General features: G+C 40.8%; 19 protein-coding genes. 12 read left to right on the top strand and 7 right to left on the bottom strand.

Going from position 1 to position 19,981, the window contains the following annotated elements:
* Positions 1–20: 20 nt before the first annotated feature.
* The 3 genes from DACET_RS08525 (at position 21) to DACET_RS08515 (ending at position 2,762) form a co-directional block, all read left to right on the top strand.
* A complete protein-coding gene (locus DACET_RS08525) occupies positions 21–296 on the top strand; it encodes a hypothetical protein (protein WP_013010974.1) in 276 nt (91 codons plus the stop codon).
* On the top strand, positions 296–1,855 hold the full coding sequence (locus DACET_RS08520; protein WP_013010973.1) for an ABC1 kinase family protein: 1,560 nt from the start codon (positions 296–298) through the stop codon (positions 1,853–1,855). Before DACET_RS08525 ends, DACET_RS08520 begins: the two co-directional genes overlap by 1 nt.
* Positions 1,856–1,952: 97 nt before the next feature.
* Positions 1,953–2,762, top strand: a complete 810-nt coding sequence (locus tag DACET_RS08515; RefSeq protein WP_013010972.1) for a transporter substrate-binding domain-containing protein — start codon at positions 1,953–1,955, stop codon at positions 2,760–2,762.
* Between the two features lie 49 nt (positions 2,763–2,811).
* On the opposite strand, the gene DACET_RS15575 is transcribed toward DACET_RS08515, so the two are convergent.
* The 4 genes from DACET_RS15575 to nifJ form a co-directional block, all read right to left on the bottom strand.
* On the bottom strand, positions 2,812–3,441 hold the full coding sequence (locus tag DACET_RS15575; protein WP_013010971.1) for a TetR/AcrR family transcriptional regulator: 630 nt from the start codon (positions 3,439–3,441) through the stop codon (positions 2,812–2,814).
* Positions 3,428–4,024, bottom strand: a complete 597-nt coding sequence (locus DACET_RS08505; protein ID WP_013010970.1) for a class I SAM-dependent methyltransferase — start codon at positions 4,022–4,024, stop codon at positions 3,428–3,430. The genes DACET_RS15575 and DACET_RS08505 overlap by 14 nt, the downstream gene beginning before the upstream one ends.
* 147 nt (positions 4,025–4,171) lie before the next feature.
* Entirely contained in the window at positions 4,172–6,193 is a 2,022-nt protein-coding gene (locus tag DACET_RS08500; RefSeq protein WP_013010969.1) for a methyl-accepting chemotaxis protein, read from the bottom strand.
* A gap of 313 nt (positions 6,194–6,506) precedes the next feature.
* On the bottom strand, positions 6,507–10,094 hold the full coding sequence (gene nifJ / locus DACET_RS08495; protein WP_013010968.1) for a pyruvate:ferredoxin (flavodoxin) oxidoreductase: 3,588 nt from the start codon (positions 10,092–10,094) through the stop codon (positions 6,507–6,509).
* Positions 10,095–10,247: 153 nt separating this feature from the next.
* Here nifJ and DACET_RS08490 point away from each other — a divergent pair, with 153 nt between their 5' ends.
* From DACET_RS08490 to glnA, 6 genes are all read left to right on the top strand, one after another.
* Positions 10,248–11,024: an ABC transporter permease gene (locus DACET_RS08490; protein ID WP_013010967.1), complete on the top strand. Its 777-nt coding sequence runs from the start codon at positions 10,248–10,250 to the stop codon at positions 11,022–11,024.
* The gene (locus DACET_RS08485) at positions 11,021–11,539 is read left to right on the top strand and encodes a hypothetical protein (RefSeq protein WP_013010966.1); all 519 of its coding nucleotides are present in this window, start codon (positions 11,021–11,023) and stop codon (positions 11,537–11,539) included. The genes DACET_RS08490 and DACET_RS08485 overlap by 4 nt, the downstream gene beginning before the upstream one ends.
* Positions 11,512–12,519: an MlaD family protein gene (locus DACET_RS08480; protein WP_013010965.1), complete on the top strand. Its 1,008-nt coding sequence runs from the start codon at positions 11,512–11,514 to the stop codon at positions 12,517–12,519. Before DACET_RS08485 ends, DACET_RS08480 begins: the two co-directional genes overlap by 28 nt.
* Positions 12,516–13,190, top strand: coding sequence for a hypothetical protein (locus tag DACET_RS08475; protein ID WP_013010964.1), 675 nt, complete (start codon positions 12,516–12,518; stop codon positions 13,188–13,190). The genes DACET_RS08480 and DACET_RS08475 overlap by 4 nt, the downstream gene beginning before the upstream one ends.
* Positions 13,191–13,314: 124 nt before the next feature.
* Positions 13,315–13,653 (top strand): P-II family nitrogen regulator, encoded by a 339-nt coding sequence (locus tag DACET_RS08470; RefSeq protein WP_013010963.1) that lies wholly within the window; start codon positions 13,315–13,317, stop codon positions 13,651–13,653.
* 40 nt (positions 13,654–13,693) lie between these two features.
* Positions 13,694–15,100 carry a type I glutamate--ammonia ligase gene (gene glnA / locus DACET_RS08465; RefSeq protein WP_013010962.1) on the top strand — a complete coding sequence of 469 codons (1,407 nt, stop codon included), beginning with the start codon at positions 13,694–13,696 and terminating at the stop codon, positions 15,098–15,100.
* A gap of 214 nt (positions 15,101–15,314) precedes the next feature.
* Here the strand turns inward: glnA and DACET_RS08460 are convergent, their stop codons facing one another.
* Complete coding sequence (locus tag DACET_RS08460; protein WP_013010961.1) at positions 15,315–16,262, bottom strand: glycosyltransferase family 9 protein; 948 nt, start codon at positions 16,260–16,262, stop codon at positions 15,315–15,317.
* A 186-nt stretch (positions 16,263–16,448) separates the two neighbouring features.
* Positions 16,449–16,718: a 30S ribosomal protein S20 gene (gene rpsT, locus DACET_RS08455; protein ID WP_013010960.1), complete on the bottom strand. Its 270-nt coding sequence runs from the start codon at positions 16,716–16,718 to the stop codon at positions 16,449–16,451.
* A 153-nt stretch (positions 16,719–16,871) separates the two neighbouring features.
* Between rpsT and DACET_RS08450 the strand changes: the two genes are divergently transcribed.
* Entirely contained in the window at positions 16,872–17,216 is a 345-nt protein-coding gene (locus DACET_RS08450) for a hypothetical protein (protein ID WP_013010959.1), read from the top strand.
* 89 nt (positions 17,217–17,305) lie between these two features.
* Here DACET_RS08450 and DACET_RS08445 read toward each other — a convergent pair whose 3' ends face one another.
* Positions 17,306–17,635, bottom strand: coding sequence for a hypothetical protein (locus DACET_RS08445; protein ID WP_013010958.1), 330 nt, complete (start codon positions 17,633–17,635; stop codon positions 17,306–17,308).
* A 307-nt stretch (positions 17,636–17,942) separates the two neighbouring features.
* Between DACET_RS08445 and DACET_RS08440 the strand changes: the two genes are divergently transcribed.
* Both DACET_RS08440 and DACET_RS08435 read left to right on the top strand, forming a co-directional pair.
* Positions 17,943–18,539 carry a c-type cytochrome gene (locus DACET_RS08440; protein WP_013010957.1) on the top strand — a complete coding sequence of 199 codons (597 nt, stop codon included), beginning with the start codon at positions 17,943–17,945 and terminating at the stop codon, positions 18,537–18,539.
* A 3-nt stretch (positions 18,540–18,542) separates the two neighbouring features.
* Positions 18,543–19,844 carry an NAD(P)/FAD-dependent oxidoreductase gene (locus tag DACET_RS08435; protein WP_013010956.1) on the top strand — a complete coding sequence of 434 codons (1,302 nt, stop codon included), beginning with the start codon at positions 18,543–18,545 and terminating at the stop codon, positions 19,842–19,844.
* Positions 19,845–19,981: the final 137 nt, after the last annotated feature.

The raw sequence follows: 19,981 nt of genomic DNA, 5'->3' as shown, positions 1-19,981 counted from the left end.
TCAAATAAGCGGAGGATCAAATGTCTGAAATCAAAGAACTGTTTTATCTCGGCATAGGCACTGCAATGCTTGCGAAAGAGAAGATAGAAGAAGAAGCTAAAGAGCTTATGGAGAAAGGTAAAATGTCCAAAGCCGAAAGGGACGAGTTCATAGAAAAAGCTAAATCCAAAGCGAAAGAAGAAGAGAAAGAATTTCAGGATAAGCTTAAAAATATCGTAAAAGAAGTTATGTCGGACATGGGGCTTGCAACCAAAGATGACATTGCCGAACTGAAAGAACTGCTTAAAAATAAATAGTGCTTAAAAGTTTAAGAAAATATTATAACCCTTTCAGGATATACACAGTTTTTCGTGTAATCCTGACGGTGTTTCTTATTATAAAAGGGCGCAGAAGCTTCCTTTTTGTTAAGCCCTTGCCCCCTGAGAAACTGATCAGGAAAATTAACAATCTTGGTGCGAGTTTTATTAAGCTGGCGCAGGTACTTGCCACCCGTGCAGATTTCTTTACAGATGAATATCTTGTTTATCTGAGGCAGCTTCATGACGAAATACCTCCAATGTCAGAAAAAGACTTTACCCGTGTTTTTGAAAAAGCTTTTGCTGATAAGGTCTGTTTCAAAGAATTCGACAAAGAACCCATAGCCAGTGCGTCAATAGGGCGGGTGCATAGAGCTGTTCTCGTTGACGGGCGTGAGGTTGCCGTTAAGCTGCGCAGGTTCGACATTCAGAATGTGATTCGTGCAGACATAAGAATACTTAATTATTTCAACAGTTTATTCCGACCTCTTTTCTCTGAGAATACCAAGAACTCACTTGATGCTGTTATTGCCGAATTTACCAAAATGATAAAAAAAGAAGTTGATCTGTCTGTGGAGCTTTCAAACCTTAAAAAATTTGCAGAAACATATAAGTATGCCGGTGTGAGTTTTCCGGATGGCTACAGCGAGTGTTCGTGTGCGGATGCTCTCGTTATGTCTTTTGTGGATGGTTACCGCTTTGACGATAAAGAGAATCTTAAAAAGCTGAATATTAATTTCGAAGATATCATGAAAAAACTGGTTTATTTTTATGTGGATCAGATGTTTATCAAAGGGTATTTTCACGCTGACCCACACCCGGGTAACCTCATGGTTACAGAAAAAGGCGAACTTATCCTGCTTGATTTTGGTATGGTGCAAAAGATCCCTTCCAAAACCAGACAGGCGATTATACAGCTTGTAAAAGCAGCTCACGAACGTAACTTCGAAATGTATATACGTTATGCCAAGAGGCTCGGCATTATTTCGCAGGACGCGCCTGATTTTGATCTGCAGGATCTGGCAGAGCGCATTTTCGATATACTTGACAACGATCAGCTTGATGCAAAAAGTATGCAGACCCTCGCTTTTGAGCTGCTGGATTCTATGAAGTCCATCCCTTATAAGCTTCCTCAGGAAGCCATTTATATTATGCGGGTTAGTTCAATTATCGAAGGGCTTGGCACTAATTACGTTGCTAACTTTAACGGCATAAAGGACATCTTACCTATCCTCAAAGACAAACTTCCGGAGGCACTGGGATTTGATGTTGGTTTTTTAGAGACTGCAAAGCATGAATTTATTGAACTGCCTCTTACGTTTAAGAAAGTTAAAAAGATCATAGACGAAATGGCAGATTTCAGCCTGGAGGTCAAGCTTTCACCGGATGATATCGAACGTCTGAAACTGTCGCTCTTTAAACATATACGCCCATTTATGGCAGGTGTAATACTTATCGTTACAGCTTTTTTCGTACAGCGTTCCGGTCTGCCTTATGACCGTGTAATTTCTATAGTGTTGTATTGCCTTGGTGTTTTGCGTATAATATTTACTTTATAGAAATAATAATTAACTGTTGTATCTTTTTAAAATATTACTAGTGCGTACTTTCTCAGTAGGTTATATTACTGAGATTAATCTATACGGAGGAACAAGTATGAAGCGAGTGTTATTGGTCTTGTGTCTAATGTTAACAATGGCTGTGAGCGCTGTAGCAAAGGATAATGACGACCAGCCGGTGTCTGCATTAGACTCAATAGTCAAAAGCGGTGTGTTTAAAGTTGGACTTGATCCGGGCTATATGCCTTTTGAAATGAGAGATAAAAAAGGCGAACTCATCGGCTTTGACATAGACCTTGCAAAAGATATGGCAAAAAGCATGGGTGTTAAGCTTGAAATTGTAACAACAGCCTGGGACGGTATTATACCTGCGCTTCTGACAGGAAAATTCGACCTTATTATGGGTGGGATGACTGTTACACAGCTCAGAAATCTCAGAGTTAATTTTGCAGACCCATATATTGTTGTCGGACAGACAATAATAATCAATAAAAAAGTAGCTGATAAAGTTAAATCTTATAAAGATCTTAACGATCCAAAATATACCGTATGCGCTAAACTCGGGACAACAGGCGATATCGCTATAAGCAAATATATGCCTAATGCTAAGCATCGCCAGTATGAGACAGAAGCCGAGGGGATGATGGAAGTTGTTAACGGCAGAGTGGATGCATTTGTTTATGACCTGCCTCCTAATGCCATTTTCGCATCAAAACATAAAGAGAGGGTCGTCCATCTGGAAGAGCCTTTTACATTTGAACCCCTTGCATTCGCAGTTAGAAGAGGGGATTATGATTTCGTTAACTGGATCAATAATTACCTGCAACAGATAAAAGGTGATGGGAAGTATCAGGTTATTTATAACAAATGGTTTGAAAGTGCTGACTGGGTTGAAAAGGTTCAGTAAGCTTATATAGTATTAATAAATGGGGCAGGTATTCACATCTGCCCTTTTTTTAGTCAGCGAACCTGTCTCCGTATATATATCTTGCCATCATTTCCTGAAGCTCACCTATGAGCCTTTTTTCGTCCGTGTATGGTGTCATAAGGACTGCTCTGTGTGCAATAGTTTCAATGGTGTAGCTTATAATTTCAGCAGCAGCCTTGAGGTCAGTGATTTTCAAAGGCTCATGGCTTGACCGCAGAAAGTCAGTGATAGACTGAAATACTTTTCGCTCTCTGTCGTCGACCCAGCTCATAATGTCTTTATCTCTCATCTGAAGAGATAATATCTCAAGGTGAAAGCCTTTTTGCATATGATGAGCTTTTACGGCCGATTCCAGTATATTATCAAGTATTTTCCTTTCGGAGACACCCGCTTTGCGCAGTTCGGCTGCGGTTTGGAATATCTCTCTGCTTATTTCATCGTCTGTTCTGTGGCACACAGCCATCAGAACGGCCTTCTTATCTTTGAAGTAGCGGTAAAATGTACCTGTTGCAACACCTGCTCTGGAAGCTATTTCCTTTGCTGTGGTTTTGTAATAACCTTCATTACCAAACATTTCGAGTGCAGCGTCGAGTATCTTCTTTTTTTTCTCATCTGCTCTCTGCTGCTTTGCTTCGAATTCGCCGTTAATCCATGTCACTTGTTCCGTCTACCCCCTTTTTCCGGAAGATGGCTGTAAGTTGTTTGAAAATTACTGGTTCCTTCATCTGTATGTACCCGATGTTTTTTGCTGTTTCTACTTCTGAGTTAAAATATTTTTTAACTGCCTTAGGTTCCAGTAATAATAGAATACCGTCCGGTTTCAGCAATGTAAAGATTTCTCTAAGGATGTCTGATGGGTTTGGTGTTTCGTGCAGTGAGTTGCTTATTACTGCAAAATCTAATCTGTCACTGATGCCGATAGATTTACCATCACAAAGATGGGCTTTTATTATTTTGTCTACTCCTGCTTTGCCTGCACGTGTCATCATCCGGCTCAGCATCTTTTTTTGTATATCTACTGCGATTACTTTTCCATTTCTGCCTGTCAGTTTTGCCATGCCTATAGAGTAGTGCCCAAAGCCGCATCCATAGTCAAGAGTTGTCATGCCGTTCTTAACATACGGAGCGAGCAGTTTTTCAGCAGGATGTAAAAGTCTCCTCAGCGGATTGTCTAATAAGTAACCAAGCCACCATGGAAAGACTTTTTGCTGCTTAAGTATTTTCGTTTTAGATTTATTCATAATAGCCTCGCTGTTTTTTAATAACATGAACTATAGTTCATGTTTAGTCAAGATGAAAAATGAACTTTAGTTCATATTTTTGCAGAAGTGAAGATAGATGTTGAAATAAAATAGGGGTGCCCGGATAGACACCCCTCATATCGGCTGTTAAAGTTCTTTAATTTTGAATTTTGATACAAGTTCGTTCATCTGATCGCTCATAACCTCAAGTGTTGAGGAGTTGCTGGCGATGTGGTTAGATGTTGAAGTGATTTCATCTGCAACGATAGCCACAGAATCGATGTCTCTCTGTATCTGAGAGCTTGTTGATGCCATCTCAGAAGTAGATGATGAGATGTTGCTGACCATTTCCTCAAGCTTTTGCACCCCTTCAACAATTATGTCCAGAGAAGATGCAACTTGTTCCGATAGCTCTACACCATTGTCCACATTAACTTTAACTTCGTCCATCGATTTTATCACGCTCTTTATGCCGTTTCTGGTGGTATTGACAAGGTCGCTTATTTCTGTTGTGGCGGACTGAGTTCTTTCCGCAAGCTTTCTCACCTCGTCTGCAACCACTGCGAATCCGCGTCCATGTTCACCTGCTCTCGCTGCTTCTATTGCCGCATTAAGGGCAAGTAGATTTGTCTGGTCGGCTATATCATTTATTACGCTGACGATTTCAATTATTTGGTCAGAGCTGAGACCAAGTTCTGTAACGAGCTGAAGGGATTGGTCAACGGTTTCTTTTATTCTTAAAACTCCTTTGGTTGAATTTTGAACAGCTGTCTTACTCTCGTGTGCTTTGGATGATGTTTCTGTTGAGTAGACACTAATATCTGAAAGATTTTGTGCAATTCCCTGTGTGGTTTCTGCCATCTCTGATGTTGCAGTTACGATCATTCCTGCATTTTCTGACTGAGAAATAGTTCCGGCAGACAGCTCATTTGCAGATGCGCTTAGGTCGGAGCTTGTGGTTTTCAGTTCGTCAGCATTTTTTATAACATGCCCCAGCATTTGGTTGAGACTGTTAAGCATCATGTTCACAGAATATACCAGAGAGAAGTTATCATTCTTTGCTAAAGCAAGATCCTGCGAGAAGTCCCCCTTGGATATGACTTTCATTATAGAAATGACATTTTCAGGTTCTCCGCCAAGTTTTTTTACCAGATTAGAGACCACCAGAAAGATTATGAGAGAGACGAGGAAGATAGAAACTATTACGCCTGTCATTGTTATATAGCTGATCTTATCCATAAAAGATAGAATCTCTTTGGTTGGAACGCTTAGGCACAAAGTAAAAATATAGTCAGTACCCTCCATTTTAAACGGGTGGTATGCAAAAATAGAATTTTCATTATTAGCTGTAGATTTTTTGATTTCAATCACATCTTCAAGGTTGCGTGTTGTCTTGTAAATGTCCATCTGATCTTCTTTTGCGTCCTTTCCTATAATTGATGAGTCTGGATGGGTGAAGACAAGAAAGTCATCTCTGTAAAGATAAGCGTAACCTGATTCATAAAATTTTATGTTATTAATCATCTCTTTCATGAAATCGACAGTTACATCCACTCCGGCAACACCTATAGTTTTACCATCTTTGAAGAAGGGCACTGATAATGTCACAAGAGTTATGATATTTCCGTTTATGTCGAATTCGACAGGGTTTGATACATATTTTTTACCTGATTTCAAAGGTTTATTGTACCAATAACTTACCTCATCAGTCTTGTTTACGTCAGCGGCATAATATCTGACTATCTCTCCTTTGTCTCTGTATGCCATTGGAGCAAAATAATTTTCAAAGACATATTGCTCAGTGCCAAGCTTGAAATCATTTTCATTATACATGCCTGGCTCCCATACTATCCAGGCGTCATATAACCCAGGTGTGGTTTTCATAGTTTCTATGAGTATATTCATTACCTCTTCTCTGGGCATTGTCCCGCCGGAGGAAGAGAGTATTGTTGCAGTGTTTGCAAGAGTTGATGCAATACTAAAATATGACTCAAGAGTACCTTTAAGGCTGTTTGATGTCTCCTGCAGCTTATATAGCGCTGTTTCTTTAGCTATATTTATTGCTTCTTTCTTTGTTACAGCAGTTACAAGAGAACTTGAAACAACGAAAGCAACGAAAACTGCTAAAATCACTGGAACCATTAATTTCATTTTAAATGAAACTTTCATAACCGACTCCTTTGTATGTATTATTTAATTATAATCAATAAATAATTTTTTTTTAATTAAATAATCAGTTTTTTTAAAAAATAAGATAATTTATTTTGAAGAGATTGTAACTGTTTGTAGCTTATAGATTCCCACGGGTAAACCTGTTGTTCTATTGCTTCGTCATTACATTTCTTGCAATGACTTATAAGCTCTAAAGCTGTGATTAGCTCATTTATCTACGCATAAATGCGTGGTGTTCTATCTTTGACATCATAAAAAAAGGGTGCCCATGTGGACACCCTTTAGGATAATTAATTAAGAGCTTTAATTCTTATTCTTCTATGCTGCAATCAACTTTTGCAAGCTCACTATAAAGTTTGACACGCTGTTTCGCTTTCTTCTGTGCAAAGTTTGCGAGCTCTTCAGCTTTTTCAGGAAACATTTTGGTTACAACACGGAATCTGTTTTCTGTAGCCATAAAGTCCTTGATAGACATTGTAGGTGTCTTGCTGTCTATGCTGAGTGGATTTTTACCTTCGTTGCCAAGGGCAGGGTTGAATCTGTACAGAGGCCAGTAGCCTGAAGAAACAGCCTTCTTCTGAGCCTCAACACCCTGAGTCATGTTAATACCATGAGCGATACAGTGTGAATAAGCAATTATAAGTGAAGGACCGTCATAAGCTTCAGCTTCAACAAAAGCTTTAATCACTTGTGCAGGGTTAGCAAGGGAGACTTTTGCAACATATATGTGTCCGTAAGTCATTGCTATCATACCGAGGTCTTTCTTTTCTGATGCTTTACCGGATGTGGCAAATTTAGCCTGAGCACCGATAGGTGTGGATTTAGATGCCTGACCGCCTGTATTGGAATAAACCTCTGTGTCCAGAACAAGAACATTAATGTTCTCATTTGAAGCGAGTACATGGTCGAGACCGCCGTAGCCTATGTCGTATGCCCATCCGTCACCGCCGAGTATCCATACTGATTTCTCTACGAGATAGTCAGCAAGTGATATAAGGTTTTTGGCATCTTCGGAGCCTATCTTTTCCAGTGCGGCTTTGAGCTCTGCAACTCTTTCGCGCTGGCTTTCAATCTGAAGCTGGTCTTTCTGCTCGGCTGTTTTGATGGCATCTACAAGTTTAGCGTCAAGTGAGCCTGAAAGTTTTTCGAGAAGTTCGAAAGCCTGAACTTTGAACTGATCAACAGTCAGCCTGAAACCGAAGCCGAACTCTGCGTTGTCTTCAAAAAGCGAGTTACTCCATGCCGGACCACGCCCGTCTGCTCTTGTGCAGTAAGGTGTTGTTGGCAGGTTACCGCCGTAAATTGATGAACAACCTGTTGCGTTAGAGATAAGCGCTCTGTCGCCGAACAGTTGTGAGAGAAGTTTTACGTATGGTGTTTCACCGCAGCCTGCACAAGCTCCTGAGAACTCAAACATGTGTGGTGAAAGCTGTGACCCTTTAAGGGTAGCTTTATTATATTTTTGCTGATCAAGTTCCGGCAGTGAAATGAAGAAGTCAAAGTTTACAACTTCCTCGTCTCTGCGTTCAACCTGAGGCTTCATATTGATAGCTTTATGTGTCGGGTCTGTTTTGCTTTTAGCCGGACAGTTGAAAACACATGCCCCGCATCCGGTACAGTCTTCAGGCGCAACCTGAACAGTGAATTTCATACCAGCGAAATCTTTCCCTTTGGCATCCATAGATTTGAATGTTGATGGGGCATTTTCAAGGCATGAGGGTTCGTAAACTGTAGTTCTGATTGCTGCGTGAGGACATACAAATGAACATATTCCGCACTGAATGCAAAGTTCTGATTCCCACTCAGGGATAGTTACTGCGATATTACGTTTTTCAAATTTCGCTGTAGAGAGAGGGAAAGTACCATCGTCAGGCAGTTGAGATACTTTTACTTCGTCGCCTCTCATGGCAACAAGCATAGATGTGGTCTCTTTTACGAAGCTGTCGGCTCTTGGGTCTGTTACACAGTTGCCCACAAGAGGGAAATCAACTTCTTTATCGCTTGGTTTCCCGCCTTCGCCAGGGTAGTGAACTTCGTGCAGTTCTTTTGCTCCGGCATCAGCAGCGTCGGAGTTCATTTTTACTACTTTTTCTCCGTATCTGCCGTATGATTTGACTATCGCATCTTTGATAGATTTAAGTGCATCATCAAAAGGGATAATCTCAGAGATTTTGAAGAACGCTGTCTGGAGAACAACATTATATCTCTGTCCCAGTCCGAGCTTTTCAGCTATATCTACAGCGTTTATAGTGTAGAGTTTCGCCTGTTTTGCAACGATCTGTTTCTGAACCACTTCCGGTATATGTTTCCAGATTTCTTCTGCTGTGTACTGGCTGTTTACAAGGAAAGTACCGCCAGGGTTGAGATATTTGAGCATGTCATATTTTTCGAGGAAAGAGAAGTTGTGACATGCCACGAAGTCAGCCTTCTGAACAAGGTAGGAAGACTTGATGTCTTTCTTCCCGAAACGAAGGTGAGATGTTGTCATGGAACCGGCTTTCTTGGAGTCGTAAACAAAGTATGCCTGAACAGTGTTATCAGTAAGGTCGCCTATGATTTTAGCGGAGTTTTTATTCGCCCCGACAGTTCCGTCTGAGCCGAGTCCGAAGAACATAGCGTTATATACGCCGTCCTGCGGAGTGAGCCAGTTCGGGTCGTATTTAAGGCTGAGATTAGTTACATCGTCTTCGATACCTACTGTGAAGCCGAATATAGGTTTTTCGGCGTCAAGATTGTCGAAAACCGCTTTAACATGTGCAGGTGTAAACTCTTTGGAACCAAGCCCGTAGCGTCCGCCGATGATGAGGGGATATCCTTTGAAGTCAAACATCTTCATCTGCATAGCTTCTCCGATGGCTGTACGTACATCAAGGTACATAGGTTCGCCAAGTGAGCCGGGTTCTTTTGTTCTGTCCATAACTGCCATTTTTTTAACAGTTTTAGGCAGAGCATCGATAAATGCCTGTAAAGGGAACGGTCTGTAAAGTCTGATTTTAATCAGTCCGACTTTTTCGCCGCAGGAGTTCATATAGTTTATGGCTTCCTCTGCAACATCTGCACCGGAACCCATTATTATAATAACTTTTTCAGCATCAGGAGCACCGACATAGTCAACAAGCTTGTAAGAGCGTCCGGTCAGTTCTGCGAACTTATCCATCTGTTTCTGCATTATATCAGAGAAGTTCTGATAATATTTATTAACAGTTTCTTTTGCCTGAAAAAATACATCAGGATTTTGTGATGTGCCTTTGATGGTCGGGCAGTCAGGGTTAAGAGCTCTTGCCCTGTGTTTTCTGACAAGGTCGTCGTCTATCATGTGTGCCATCTCTTCGTGAGTCAGAGCAACGGTGGAGCGGAGCTCGTGAGAAGTTCTGAAACCGTCGAAATAGTGAAGGACAGGAATTCTGCCCTCAAGAGACGCAGCCTGAGATACAAGTGCGAAGTCCATTGACTCCTGAGGATTGTTTGAAGCGAGCATAGCCCAGCCTGTCTGTCGGCATGCCATTACGTCGGAGTGATCACCGAAAATGGAAAGGGCATGTGTAGCAACCGCACGTGCACTGACGTGAAACACAGTAGGTGTGAGTTCGCCAGCGATCTTGTACATGTTGGGTATCATAAGAAGTAGACCCTGAGATGCTGTAAATGTTGTCGTGAGTGCACCCGCGGAGAGAGCACCGTGGACAGCACCGGATGCGCCGCCTTCAGACTGAAGCTCAACTACCTTTGGTACGGAGCCCCATATGTTCTTTTCGCCCATGGCAGATTTTTCATCTGAAATTTCACCCATGACAGACGAAGGTGTAATAGGGTAAATTGCTATAACCTCGTTTGTCGCGTGAGCAACATGTGCGGCGGCGGTGTTACCGTCAATGATTACTTTTTTCTTTTGAGACATACCATCACTCCTTTTTTGATGATTAGAAATATGTTTTAAACCTAGTGTATATTAATTTTTGATTGATCGTGTTGTCACTATACATATTTTCAATAAGTGAGTCAACATGATTTCTTGTTTCAATTGCCATTGAAATAGGATATACTCTTTGCTATGAAGCAAATAATACACAGACTAGGCAGGTGGGCAATAGATAATTCCGTATTTTATTACGGGTATCTCGGATTCACCAGAAAATTTATAAAAGGGTGTTTTAATCGTCATCTTCTGAACCCCTCCGTGAAGCTTGTTTTTTTCAGACAGATATACTTCACAGGGGTGCAGATACTACCTATGTTCTCTGTGGTGTCAATTGTGATAGGACTAGCTTTGGTTGGTGGTTTGACGAAATTTATGGTGCAGTTCGGAGCGCAGGATAGAGTGGGGGATGTGCTCGTGCTTGTGACAATAAAGCATCTTGCTCCAATGGTCGCAGCGATCCTGCTTGTGCTTCGGTCTTCTACTGCGGTAACTGCCGAAATTGCCCTGATGAAGATGAACAATGAGATAGACACTCTCCGTTCCTTGTCGATCAATCCTTTCATTTACCTTTATATTCCCCGAATAGCCTCTGGTATCGTATGTACAGGGGCTCTTGCTACTATTTTTGTTTACATTTCCTTACTTGGCGGCTACATGATCCTTAGCTTTAATTTGAACATATCATTTGGTTTTCTAATGCAGACTATTTTTGACGCATTTAATTTTAAAATAGTATTGGTTTTTCTAATGAAGATCGTTCTGCTTGGTTATTTTTTAATGTCACTTCCCATCTTTAGCGCTCTGCAAGTACATAATTCTGTAACGGAAATACCTATTGCACTTCTTAAAGGTATGCTTAGGGTCTTTTATGCCTTAATCTTTGTGGAAGTATTAGGGGCATTAATATGAGTTATAATTATCTTATATACTACCCCAATACGGTAAGAAAAAATGAGTGGTTTCATATCTTACTTAATTATGCCGATAAAACAAAAATAGGAATTGTTTCAAATCTGGTCCCCATTATAGGGAATCTTTCAGTTGCAGAAAATATACTGATAGCAGCATATTATCACCATAATATGTCTTATAAAGAGGGGATGAAGCTGGTTATGTCTGATCTGAAGCGTTTTCACCTTGAGCATCATGCTGATTCCAGAAGCAACCAGCTGGATGATTTTGAAAAACTAATTGTCAAATACCTTCAGGTTCGCTACCTTTGCCCGGAATGGATCGTGTTTCTCAGCCCCAGAAGAATGTATGTTGCAGAGTACGAAGAGCAGTTCCATGAATTTTTACGCTGTGAAGAACTGGAAAAATCGGTTATTATCGAGCACGAGTCTAACAGACAGCTTTTTAGTAACTCTACTGACTATATAGAGAAGGATTTTAATAAATGGGTGACCCAAGATTTAGGAATCTAGAGATAAAAGTTGGTTTTTTCATCTTTCTGACTATCATAATGATAGCTGTAATGATTGTCGGCTTCCTTGTAACTCAGGATGTTTTTACAAGGAAAGTGCATGTGGTGTTTATTGCGGCATCAGGTGAAGGGCTGTCTAAAAGCATGCCTGTTATGTATTCAGGATTTCAGCTTGCAAAGGTTCATAAAATAGAGCTGCGCGACGACGGTATGGTGGAGTTGAGGGCTAATATTCCTGAAAAATATACGAAATGGATAAAGGCTGACTCAGAAGCAAAGATACAGGCTCAGGGAGTCATAGGGGCTAATGCGCTCGTTCTTTCCGGCGGTACATATTCTGATCCTGATATTGACGATGGGCATACCTATCAGCTCACTCGAGAGAAGGCTATTACAGACATTCTTGTAAAAGTCGAACCTATGATTGACGACATACGCAGTATCCTTTCTAATATATCTGGTGTCACCACCAGCATATCTGAAAAACGACCTAAAATCGAAGAACTGCTTGACGGTGTGGGAGCTCTGGGGGCAGACATTAATAACAAGCAGGGGTCTCTGGGATATCTTGCTCGAACCGATTACCTGAAAAATGAGATACAACAGATTATTGATAAAATTAAGATTATAGAAAACAATGTTGAGAAGATTACAATCGCTGTGAATGATCGTGTGGATGAAAGCCAGCCCGTGCTTCAGAATTTTGATAAAGGGTTGATTGCAGTCAAAGAGGGGGCAGAGAAAATTGGTGATCTTGCGAAAAATATTGATGAATCTGTCACTAAGATTCAGCCTACACTTGATAATACAAATAAAATTACCGCTGATGTTGCGGAGACCACAACCAACCTGATTGATCTTCGTGAACAGACAGATGAAATACTAAATACTACAAACAGGATATTGCTTAACCTTGAAGAGAAGTGGCCGTTTAATGATGGAACAGGCGAGAAGACAGGAGAGAAGGTGAAACTGCCATGAAAAAAATAACGGTGATGATTTTATTTGCAGTTTTGCTGGGGGCTTGTGCGAGTAAACCGGCTCAGTCTCCGGACTTCATATATGGAAACAAATTATATAATAATTTTGTAAATTATTACCTGTCGGGTAAGGCGAGGCTAGCCGAAAGAGCGTTTCATGATGCTGAAGAGCAGTTTCTCAGGATGGATGCTATGTGCAACCTTTCACGGATATACATAGGACGGTATGTTCTTGACGAAGCGGGAGAAGATCTTGCTGCCCTTGAGAAAGCTTCAGAGTTTGCATCACTTGGAGCATGCACTGCGGAAGGGGAAACAATAAAATTCTTGCTGGGTAAAAGTTATGAGAAAAGTCTTTTGCCGGAGCCTTATTACTATACCGCAGAAGCAGATACAGAAAAGATAGTTAGTCTTTCCGGTGACAGTGACTTTCCGGATTATACAAGAACAAGGCTTATGAGAAGAGCCGCTATTGATTATATTGTGACCGACCCAGCAAAGTCTGAAAAACTCTCAGAGGCTGCAATTGTGATAGACAGATTTAACGGTTGGAGTCTTAATATACTGAGAGATCTCATCATTATTAAGCTTGCCAAAGAAAAAATGGGACAAAATACAGAAGATATAAAAAAGAGAATTGAGCTCGTTAAAATAGTTTTGCCTAAAAAATAAGCGCGTATTGTTTAAAAAGTAATCAGTTTAGACCGTAGGGTTTACTGTAATGTCTTAAAACAGTGAGTTTGTTATTTGGCATAAACATTGCTCATTTTCTAATGCATTATGCTTGGAGGTTCAGGTGAAAAAGATCGAAGCGGTTATTAAACCTTTCAAACTGGATGACGTGAAAGAAAAACTCACAGAAATAGGTATCAGAGGGATAACTATCAGTGAAGTTAAAGGATTTGGAAGACAGAAAGGACACACAGAGCTCTATAGAGGAGCTGAGTATGTGATCGACTTTATCCCGAAGATCAAAATCGAAGTTGTCGTTTCTGACGAGATGGTCGCTCAGGCTGTGGAAGTTATAACAGAAGCAGCTAAAACAGGAAGAATAGGCGATGGGAAGATCTTTATCATACCGATAGACGAGGTTATCCGCATCAGAACTGGTGAAACCGGAGAAAATGCACTTTAAAAGTTTACGATAAAAAAAATGTTATTTTTTAGGAGGCGACATGACAGCTAAAGAAGCAATCAAATTTATCGAAGAAAAGGGCGCAAAGCTCGTTGACTTCAGATTTTCAGACTTTCTCGGACAGTGGCAGCACACAACAGTTCCTGCTCACGAAATAACAGAAGACATATTTGAAGATGGTCTTGGTTTCGACGGTTCTTCCATCAGAGGATGGCAGGCTATTAATAACTCTGACATGATCATGCTCCCTGATCCTGCTACAATAAAAATGGATCCATATACTGAGATTCCTACTGCATATATGATCTGTAATATCTTTGACCCTATCAGCAAAGAGCGTTACACAAAAGATCCTAGAAATATAGCTGCAAAAGCTATCAAATATCTTCAGTCAACAGGTATTGCAGATACTGCTTTTTTTGGTCCTGAAGCTGAATTTTTCATATTTGATAACATTCAGTATGATACTACAAAAAACTCTTCATACTATGTAGTCGATACAGAAGAAGGCAACTGGAACACCGGTGCTGAGGGACATAACCTCGGTTATAAGATCAGACCTAAAGAAGGATACTTTCCGGTTCCACCGCTTGATTCCCTTTTTAACCTTCGTAACGAAATGGTTATGACAATGGAAGAGCAGGGGCTTTATATCGAAAACTCTCACCATGAAGTTGCTTCCGGCGGTCAGTGTGAGATTGATATGAGATTTAACGATATGATCAGCATGGCTGATGATCTCCAGACATTTAAATACATCGTTAAAAATACAGCCTGTAAATATGGCAAATCAGCTACTTTTATGCCTAAGCCGCTTTTCGAGGACAACGGTTCCGGTATGCACGTGCACCAGTCACTCTGGAAAGACGGTCAGCCTCTCTTTGCTGGTGAAGAATATGCAGGTATGAGCGAAATGGCTTTATACTACATCGGTGGTATCATTAAGCATGCACATACTATTGCCGCTTTCACAAACCCAACAACAAACTCTTATAAAAGACTTGTTCCTGGGTTTGAGGCTCCTGTTTCTCTTGCTTACTCTTCAAGAAACAGATCAGCTTCACTCAGAATCCCTATGTACAGTCCTTCACCAAAGGCTAAGCGTGTTGAAGTAAGGTTTCCGGATCCCATGGCTAACCCATACTTAGCTTTTACTGTTATGATGATGGCTGGTCTTGACGGGATACAAAACAAAATTGATCCGGGCGAGCCTATGGATAAAAACCTTTATGATCTTGATCCTATTGAACTTTCATCTATCCCGCAGATGCCGTCTTCTCTTGAGCAGGCTATCAATGCTCTTGAGAAAGATCACGATTTCCTTCTTAAAGGGGACGTTTTCACTGAAGATGTTATCGCAAGCTGGGTTGAGTGGAAAAGGGATGAGATTTCCGGTCTTAACTCCAGACCTCACCCATACGAATTTTTCATGTACTACGATAATTAAAATATATTTTCATATATTTATGAGGGGGGCTTAGGCTCCCCTTTTTTTGTAGATAAAAACTGTTGATTATGCGGTCGAAGACAGAACACCACACATTTATACGTGGATGAATGAGCGAATTACAGCTTTAGAGCTTATAAGTCATTGCTGGGAATGTAATGACGAAGCAATCTCAGGATTAACTAACGAGCTCAGAGACTGCCACAGCCCTGCGTTACATATCTAGTATTTTCAGCACTTTCTTAAAAACGTCCTCAGGGGGTATTGAACCTGTACACTCTTGCCCGCAGTTAAGTTTGTAGCTACCCTGACGTTCGCATGGTGAACATCTCAGGGGTGATTGTAAGCTGGTCACATTGCTTGCGGCAGGCAAAACGACTTCCGGGGATGTTGCGGTGAATACGCCTAGGGCTGGCGTGTCGGTGCACGCTGCAAGGTGGAGCAGTCCTGAGTCGTTTCCTATGAATAGTGCGGAGGCATTTATGAGATGATATGCATCGGAAAGAGACGTCATGCCGCACATATCAATAATTTTCTCATTATTGATACCTGTTGAGTCATCTGCACTGCCCAGTAAAACAATATGTATGTTTATATTGATGTTTATCAGCTCTATGAGTGTCTGAAATCCTCTCCATTTGCGGCACGGGGTGTCACTTTTAACATTTCTTGCACCGCCGGGTGCGATGCATATATATGGAGCTTTATAAAGAGGCAGAGTTAAGCTTTCAGAATGGAATACAGGTTTGCTATCATTACGTTCAGAGCCGTTTAAGGCTTCCATGTATATTTTATATCTGCTTTTTTTTATATCATTATTATGCAGTGAATATTTATTCGGTATGCCTGCTAGGTCTGCTATAAGCTCCCATCGAAAGTCACTATGAAGTATAAAGCACTTCGTGCAGTTTCTTATGCTCATCGCAGCTTTAACAGCAGTTATGAATTTTTGGAATATGTTGCCTTCGTATAGGTGCGTGTCGTTAAGAGTGATCAGGTTGTCGATATAGGGGGCACGTCGCAGAGCATCTGCGCAGCTCTCTCCGCAAAGGAGTGTGATGTGCTCATCGGGATGATTCTCTTTGTAGCTCCTTACAGCTGAGGAGATGGAGATAAGATCTCCTATGGCGCCACATCTTATAATTGCTGTGTTTTTTTGCATGGAAGAGTATACGGAAGTATTACGTTACAAGACAAGTAAAATCTGAACAAAGATATATTGTCCAAAGTATTAGTAAGTTAAGTATTGTTTGGTAAAATTAGACAAAACAATATTGTCTGGTATAAAATTAATAAAACCGGAACCCACAAGAGGCTCCGGTTATTTATTATATTTAATCAGGGATTATTAGGCAGATTTTACAGCGTTAAGTTTAAGTGTAAGTCTGGAGACTCTTCTTGAAGCCTGAGACTCGTGTATTACACCTTTTTGACCTACTTTGGAAACTATTTTTACAGCTTCCATGTAGGCTTTTTCTGCAGTTTCAACATCGTTTGTGTCTGCTGCAGTATAGAATTTTTTAACAACTGTTCTCATTTTAGACTTGTATGCCTTATTCCTGAGTTTTTTCTTTTCGCTTTGACGTATTCTCTTATTTGCTGAAAGAGTATGAGCCACTTCTTCACCTCGTTTATTTTTATGAGCAGTAGAGACTACCAGAAAGACATATTCATGTCAATAGTGTAAATCCAAATAAATAGACTTAATATATCCTTGCTATGCCTGCTCTGTAGTGTTACATTCAGAAAATTATATACTAGGATGGACGAAATGAAAAGACCTTTGATTTTAATTGCCATGCCTCTTTTTTTGATCTCCTGTGCGTCGGGTTCCGCTCAGAATGTTCAGGCGCCGGACATTGCTTCCTATAAGGCTGTGGAGGTCACATCAAAGAGTAATTCCGACAGGATACTAAAGCTGGAGACAGAGCTTGACTCTGCTAAAGACAAGATCGAATCTCTGCGTATACAGAACAGACAGCTTGCAGATAGTTATGATGGGCTTGTGGAGCTTTTTAAAGAGCACAGACAGCTTACTATGACCATATTGGCGAGAATGAATGCAATCTTTGGTGCTGTTGAAGATGACAAAGGTGAGAGTACAGAGCCTAAATGATCTTAATAGTTTTAACTTGAAGCATAAAAAAAGGCGTATATCTCATAGGTAATATACGCCTTTATTATTATAACTGTAGAAGCCGGATCTTAGCCACAAGTTTCTGGCTGGTCAGAGTCAGCTGCGTGATCGTAGAGATATCTGAAAGCGTCCTGCATATCTTCAGTAGTTTTGATTCCTTCCCACTGACCGCCGCAAGGAAGTTTTGCAGGGTTCTGGAAAGCGTCTTTCCACTGAGCCTGTGTGCGTGTAGCAGCACCGGCTTTAGCACTGAGTTTTGTACCGTCAGCGCATTTTGTGTGATATCTTTTCCAAAGTCTTTTACCTTTTCTACCGTCACCAGCGTTGAAATCCATAGCGAAAACGTTAGTAGCCATGAAAACAACAGCAAGAACAACAAGCATAGCTTTTCTGAACATATGAATTCTCCTTACTAAAACCAAATAAATTGGTGTTTGTTTGTTCGTAAGATAACACTGGGGAAATATTATTTCAAGGGGTTTTTGTACATTGTATACAATTTTCTGCTTATATTGATAATATGCTGAATAAAGTGATATAGTTCACATATAGTAATGTTTGATTATTAGGTATATTCAGTTCATATTGTGCCCGTATTGACAATGATGTAAAATAAGATTAAAAAAGTATTATAAGAAATAATTCTTTAATATGGTAGAATTGTTCACAGCATTTTTTTTGTAAATAACTAGTACGGAGGTGCGTATGAAAAAATCAAAATGGCTTTTCAATTTTGTAATTACAGCTATGGTTCTGATCCTTCCAGTTGCCGGATTTTCAGAAGCAAATGTTTCAGAAGGAGCCCGGCTTGGTAAAACCTGCGCGGGTTGTCATGGAACATCAGGCAATACACCGGGAAAATATATTGCAACCATAGGCGGGCAAAATCCGGACTATATGGCAAAAGTGTTGAAAGAGTTCTCTGGAGGGGAGCGTGAGGGGAGTGTTGAGATGTCGATTATTGCAAAAGGTTATTCGGATGAACAGCTTGAGTCTATAGCTCTGTATTATTCCTCTCAGGGGTGGGTTAACTCTACTAATAATACTGACTCTGCAAAAAGTAAAATGGGCAGGCAGGTTGCGGCAGAAAACGGCTGTATGGACTGCCATGGAGCAAGAGGGGAGGGGTTGGACGAATATCCGCATATTGGCGGACAAAACCTCGGTTATCTTAAAGAAGTTCTTAAGCGCTACCGTTCAGGGGCTATTAAGTCGGAAGAGATGGGCATGGTTGCAGACCTTGATGATGAGCAGATAAATGCTCTGGCAAATTATCTGTCAGGCTTAAGACAGGGGGAGTAGATTATGAGTATATCACGACGTAATTTTGTAAAATACACTACAGCCGCAGCGGCAGGCACGGCTATTTTCGGATGCTCCCACAATGACAGCGTAAGCAAAGGTTCCGGTGTTATTATGCCGAAGTCAGGTAAAAGAATAGTTATACTTGGAGGCGGCTGGGGTGGAGCAACAGCAGCAAAGTACATTAAGCTGGAGGATCCTTCTGTCGAGGTTGTTATGGTTGAGCGTCAGGAAAAGTTTATATCCTGTCCGGTCAGTAACTGGGTTATCGGCGGTTTCCGCACAATGAAGGATATTACTAAGAGCTATGACGGGCTTGTTAAGAATTATGGTGTAAAAGTTGTCCATGCTGAGGCTAAAGATCTGGATGCAGTAAATAAAAAGCTTATGACTACTAAGGGTGTCCTTGAGTACGACCTGCTTCTTGTTTCTCCGGGGATATCATATAAATATGAAACAATTGAAGGATTGAACAATCCTGCTGCCATTGAGATGTTTCCTGCTGCTATGAAGGCAGGGCATGAAACTGTTCTTCTCGCCGAAAGACTGAAAGCTATGGAGCCTGGCGGAGTTGTTCTTTTGTCCGTACCTCCCACTCCATACAGGTGTCCGCCCGGACCTTACGAAAGAATTTCGCTCATTGCAAATTTTATAAAGAAATATAAGCCGGGGTCAAAGATCATTGTTTTCGATTCCAACGATGGTATTGTATCAAAAGGACCTTTGTTCAAGGCGGCATGGGAAGATTACTATCAGGGCATTATAGAGTATGTGCCTGACAATTTCATTAAGTCCGTTGATGCGTCCACTGGTAGAGTTGTTTCAGAGCAGGGGGATATTGTTCCTGAGGTTGCGAATATCATACCTGCAATGAAAGCAAATCAGACTGCTTTTAATCTTGGGCTTATGAGCAATGAGGGCGATGACTGGGTTAGGGCGTACCCTAAGACATTTGAGTCATATAAATATGACAGTGTACATGTTATAGGTGATGCAACCCATAACGGTGCTGTTGGCGGCGTGCCGAAATCGGGATATGTTGCAAACTCAATGGCTAAAGTTGCCGCGGTTCAGATGGTTCGTAAGCTGAAAGGGCTTGATCCTGTTGAGCCGACATACGTTAATACATGCTATTCACTGATAAATGAGACTGAAGGGATTTTTGTGTCGGCAGTGTATAGGTATGATGAAAAGATTGACAGAATTATGTCTGTTTCCGGCGGTGTTTCCCCCACAAGAAATGCTCTTTTCGGGAAACATGCTCGGGACTGGGCCACAAGCATTTGGAGTGACATGCTTTTATAATGCTTATATATAAGAGTAAATGGGGGGATGCGCTGTCTCCCCATATTTTTAAAGTGTATACAATATACATTTCTTTTGTAAAATCCCTTTACAAATCTTTAAAAAAAAAATATAGTCTAATAAATAAGAGATTAGTG

Source organism: Denitrovibrio acetiphilus DSM 12809, assembly GCF_000025725.1.
GTDB classification, from domain to species: Bacteria; Chrysiogenota; Deferribacteres; order Deferribacterales; family Geovibrionaceae; genus Denitrovibrio; species Denitrovibrio acetiphilus.
Note: the sequence above shows the minus strand (reverse complement) of the source record. Positions and strands in the feature narration are given on the sequence as shown.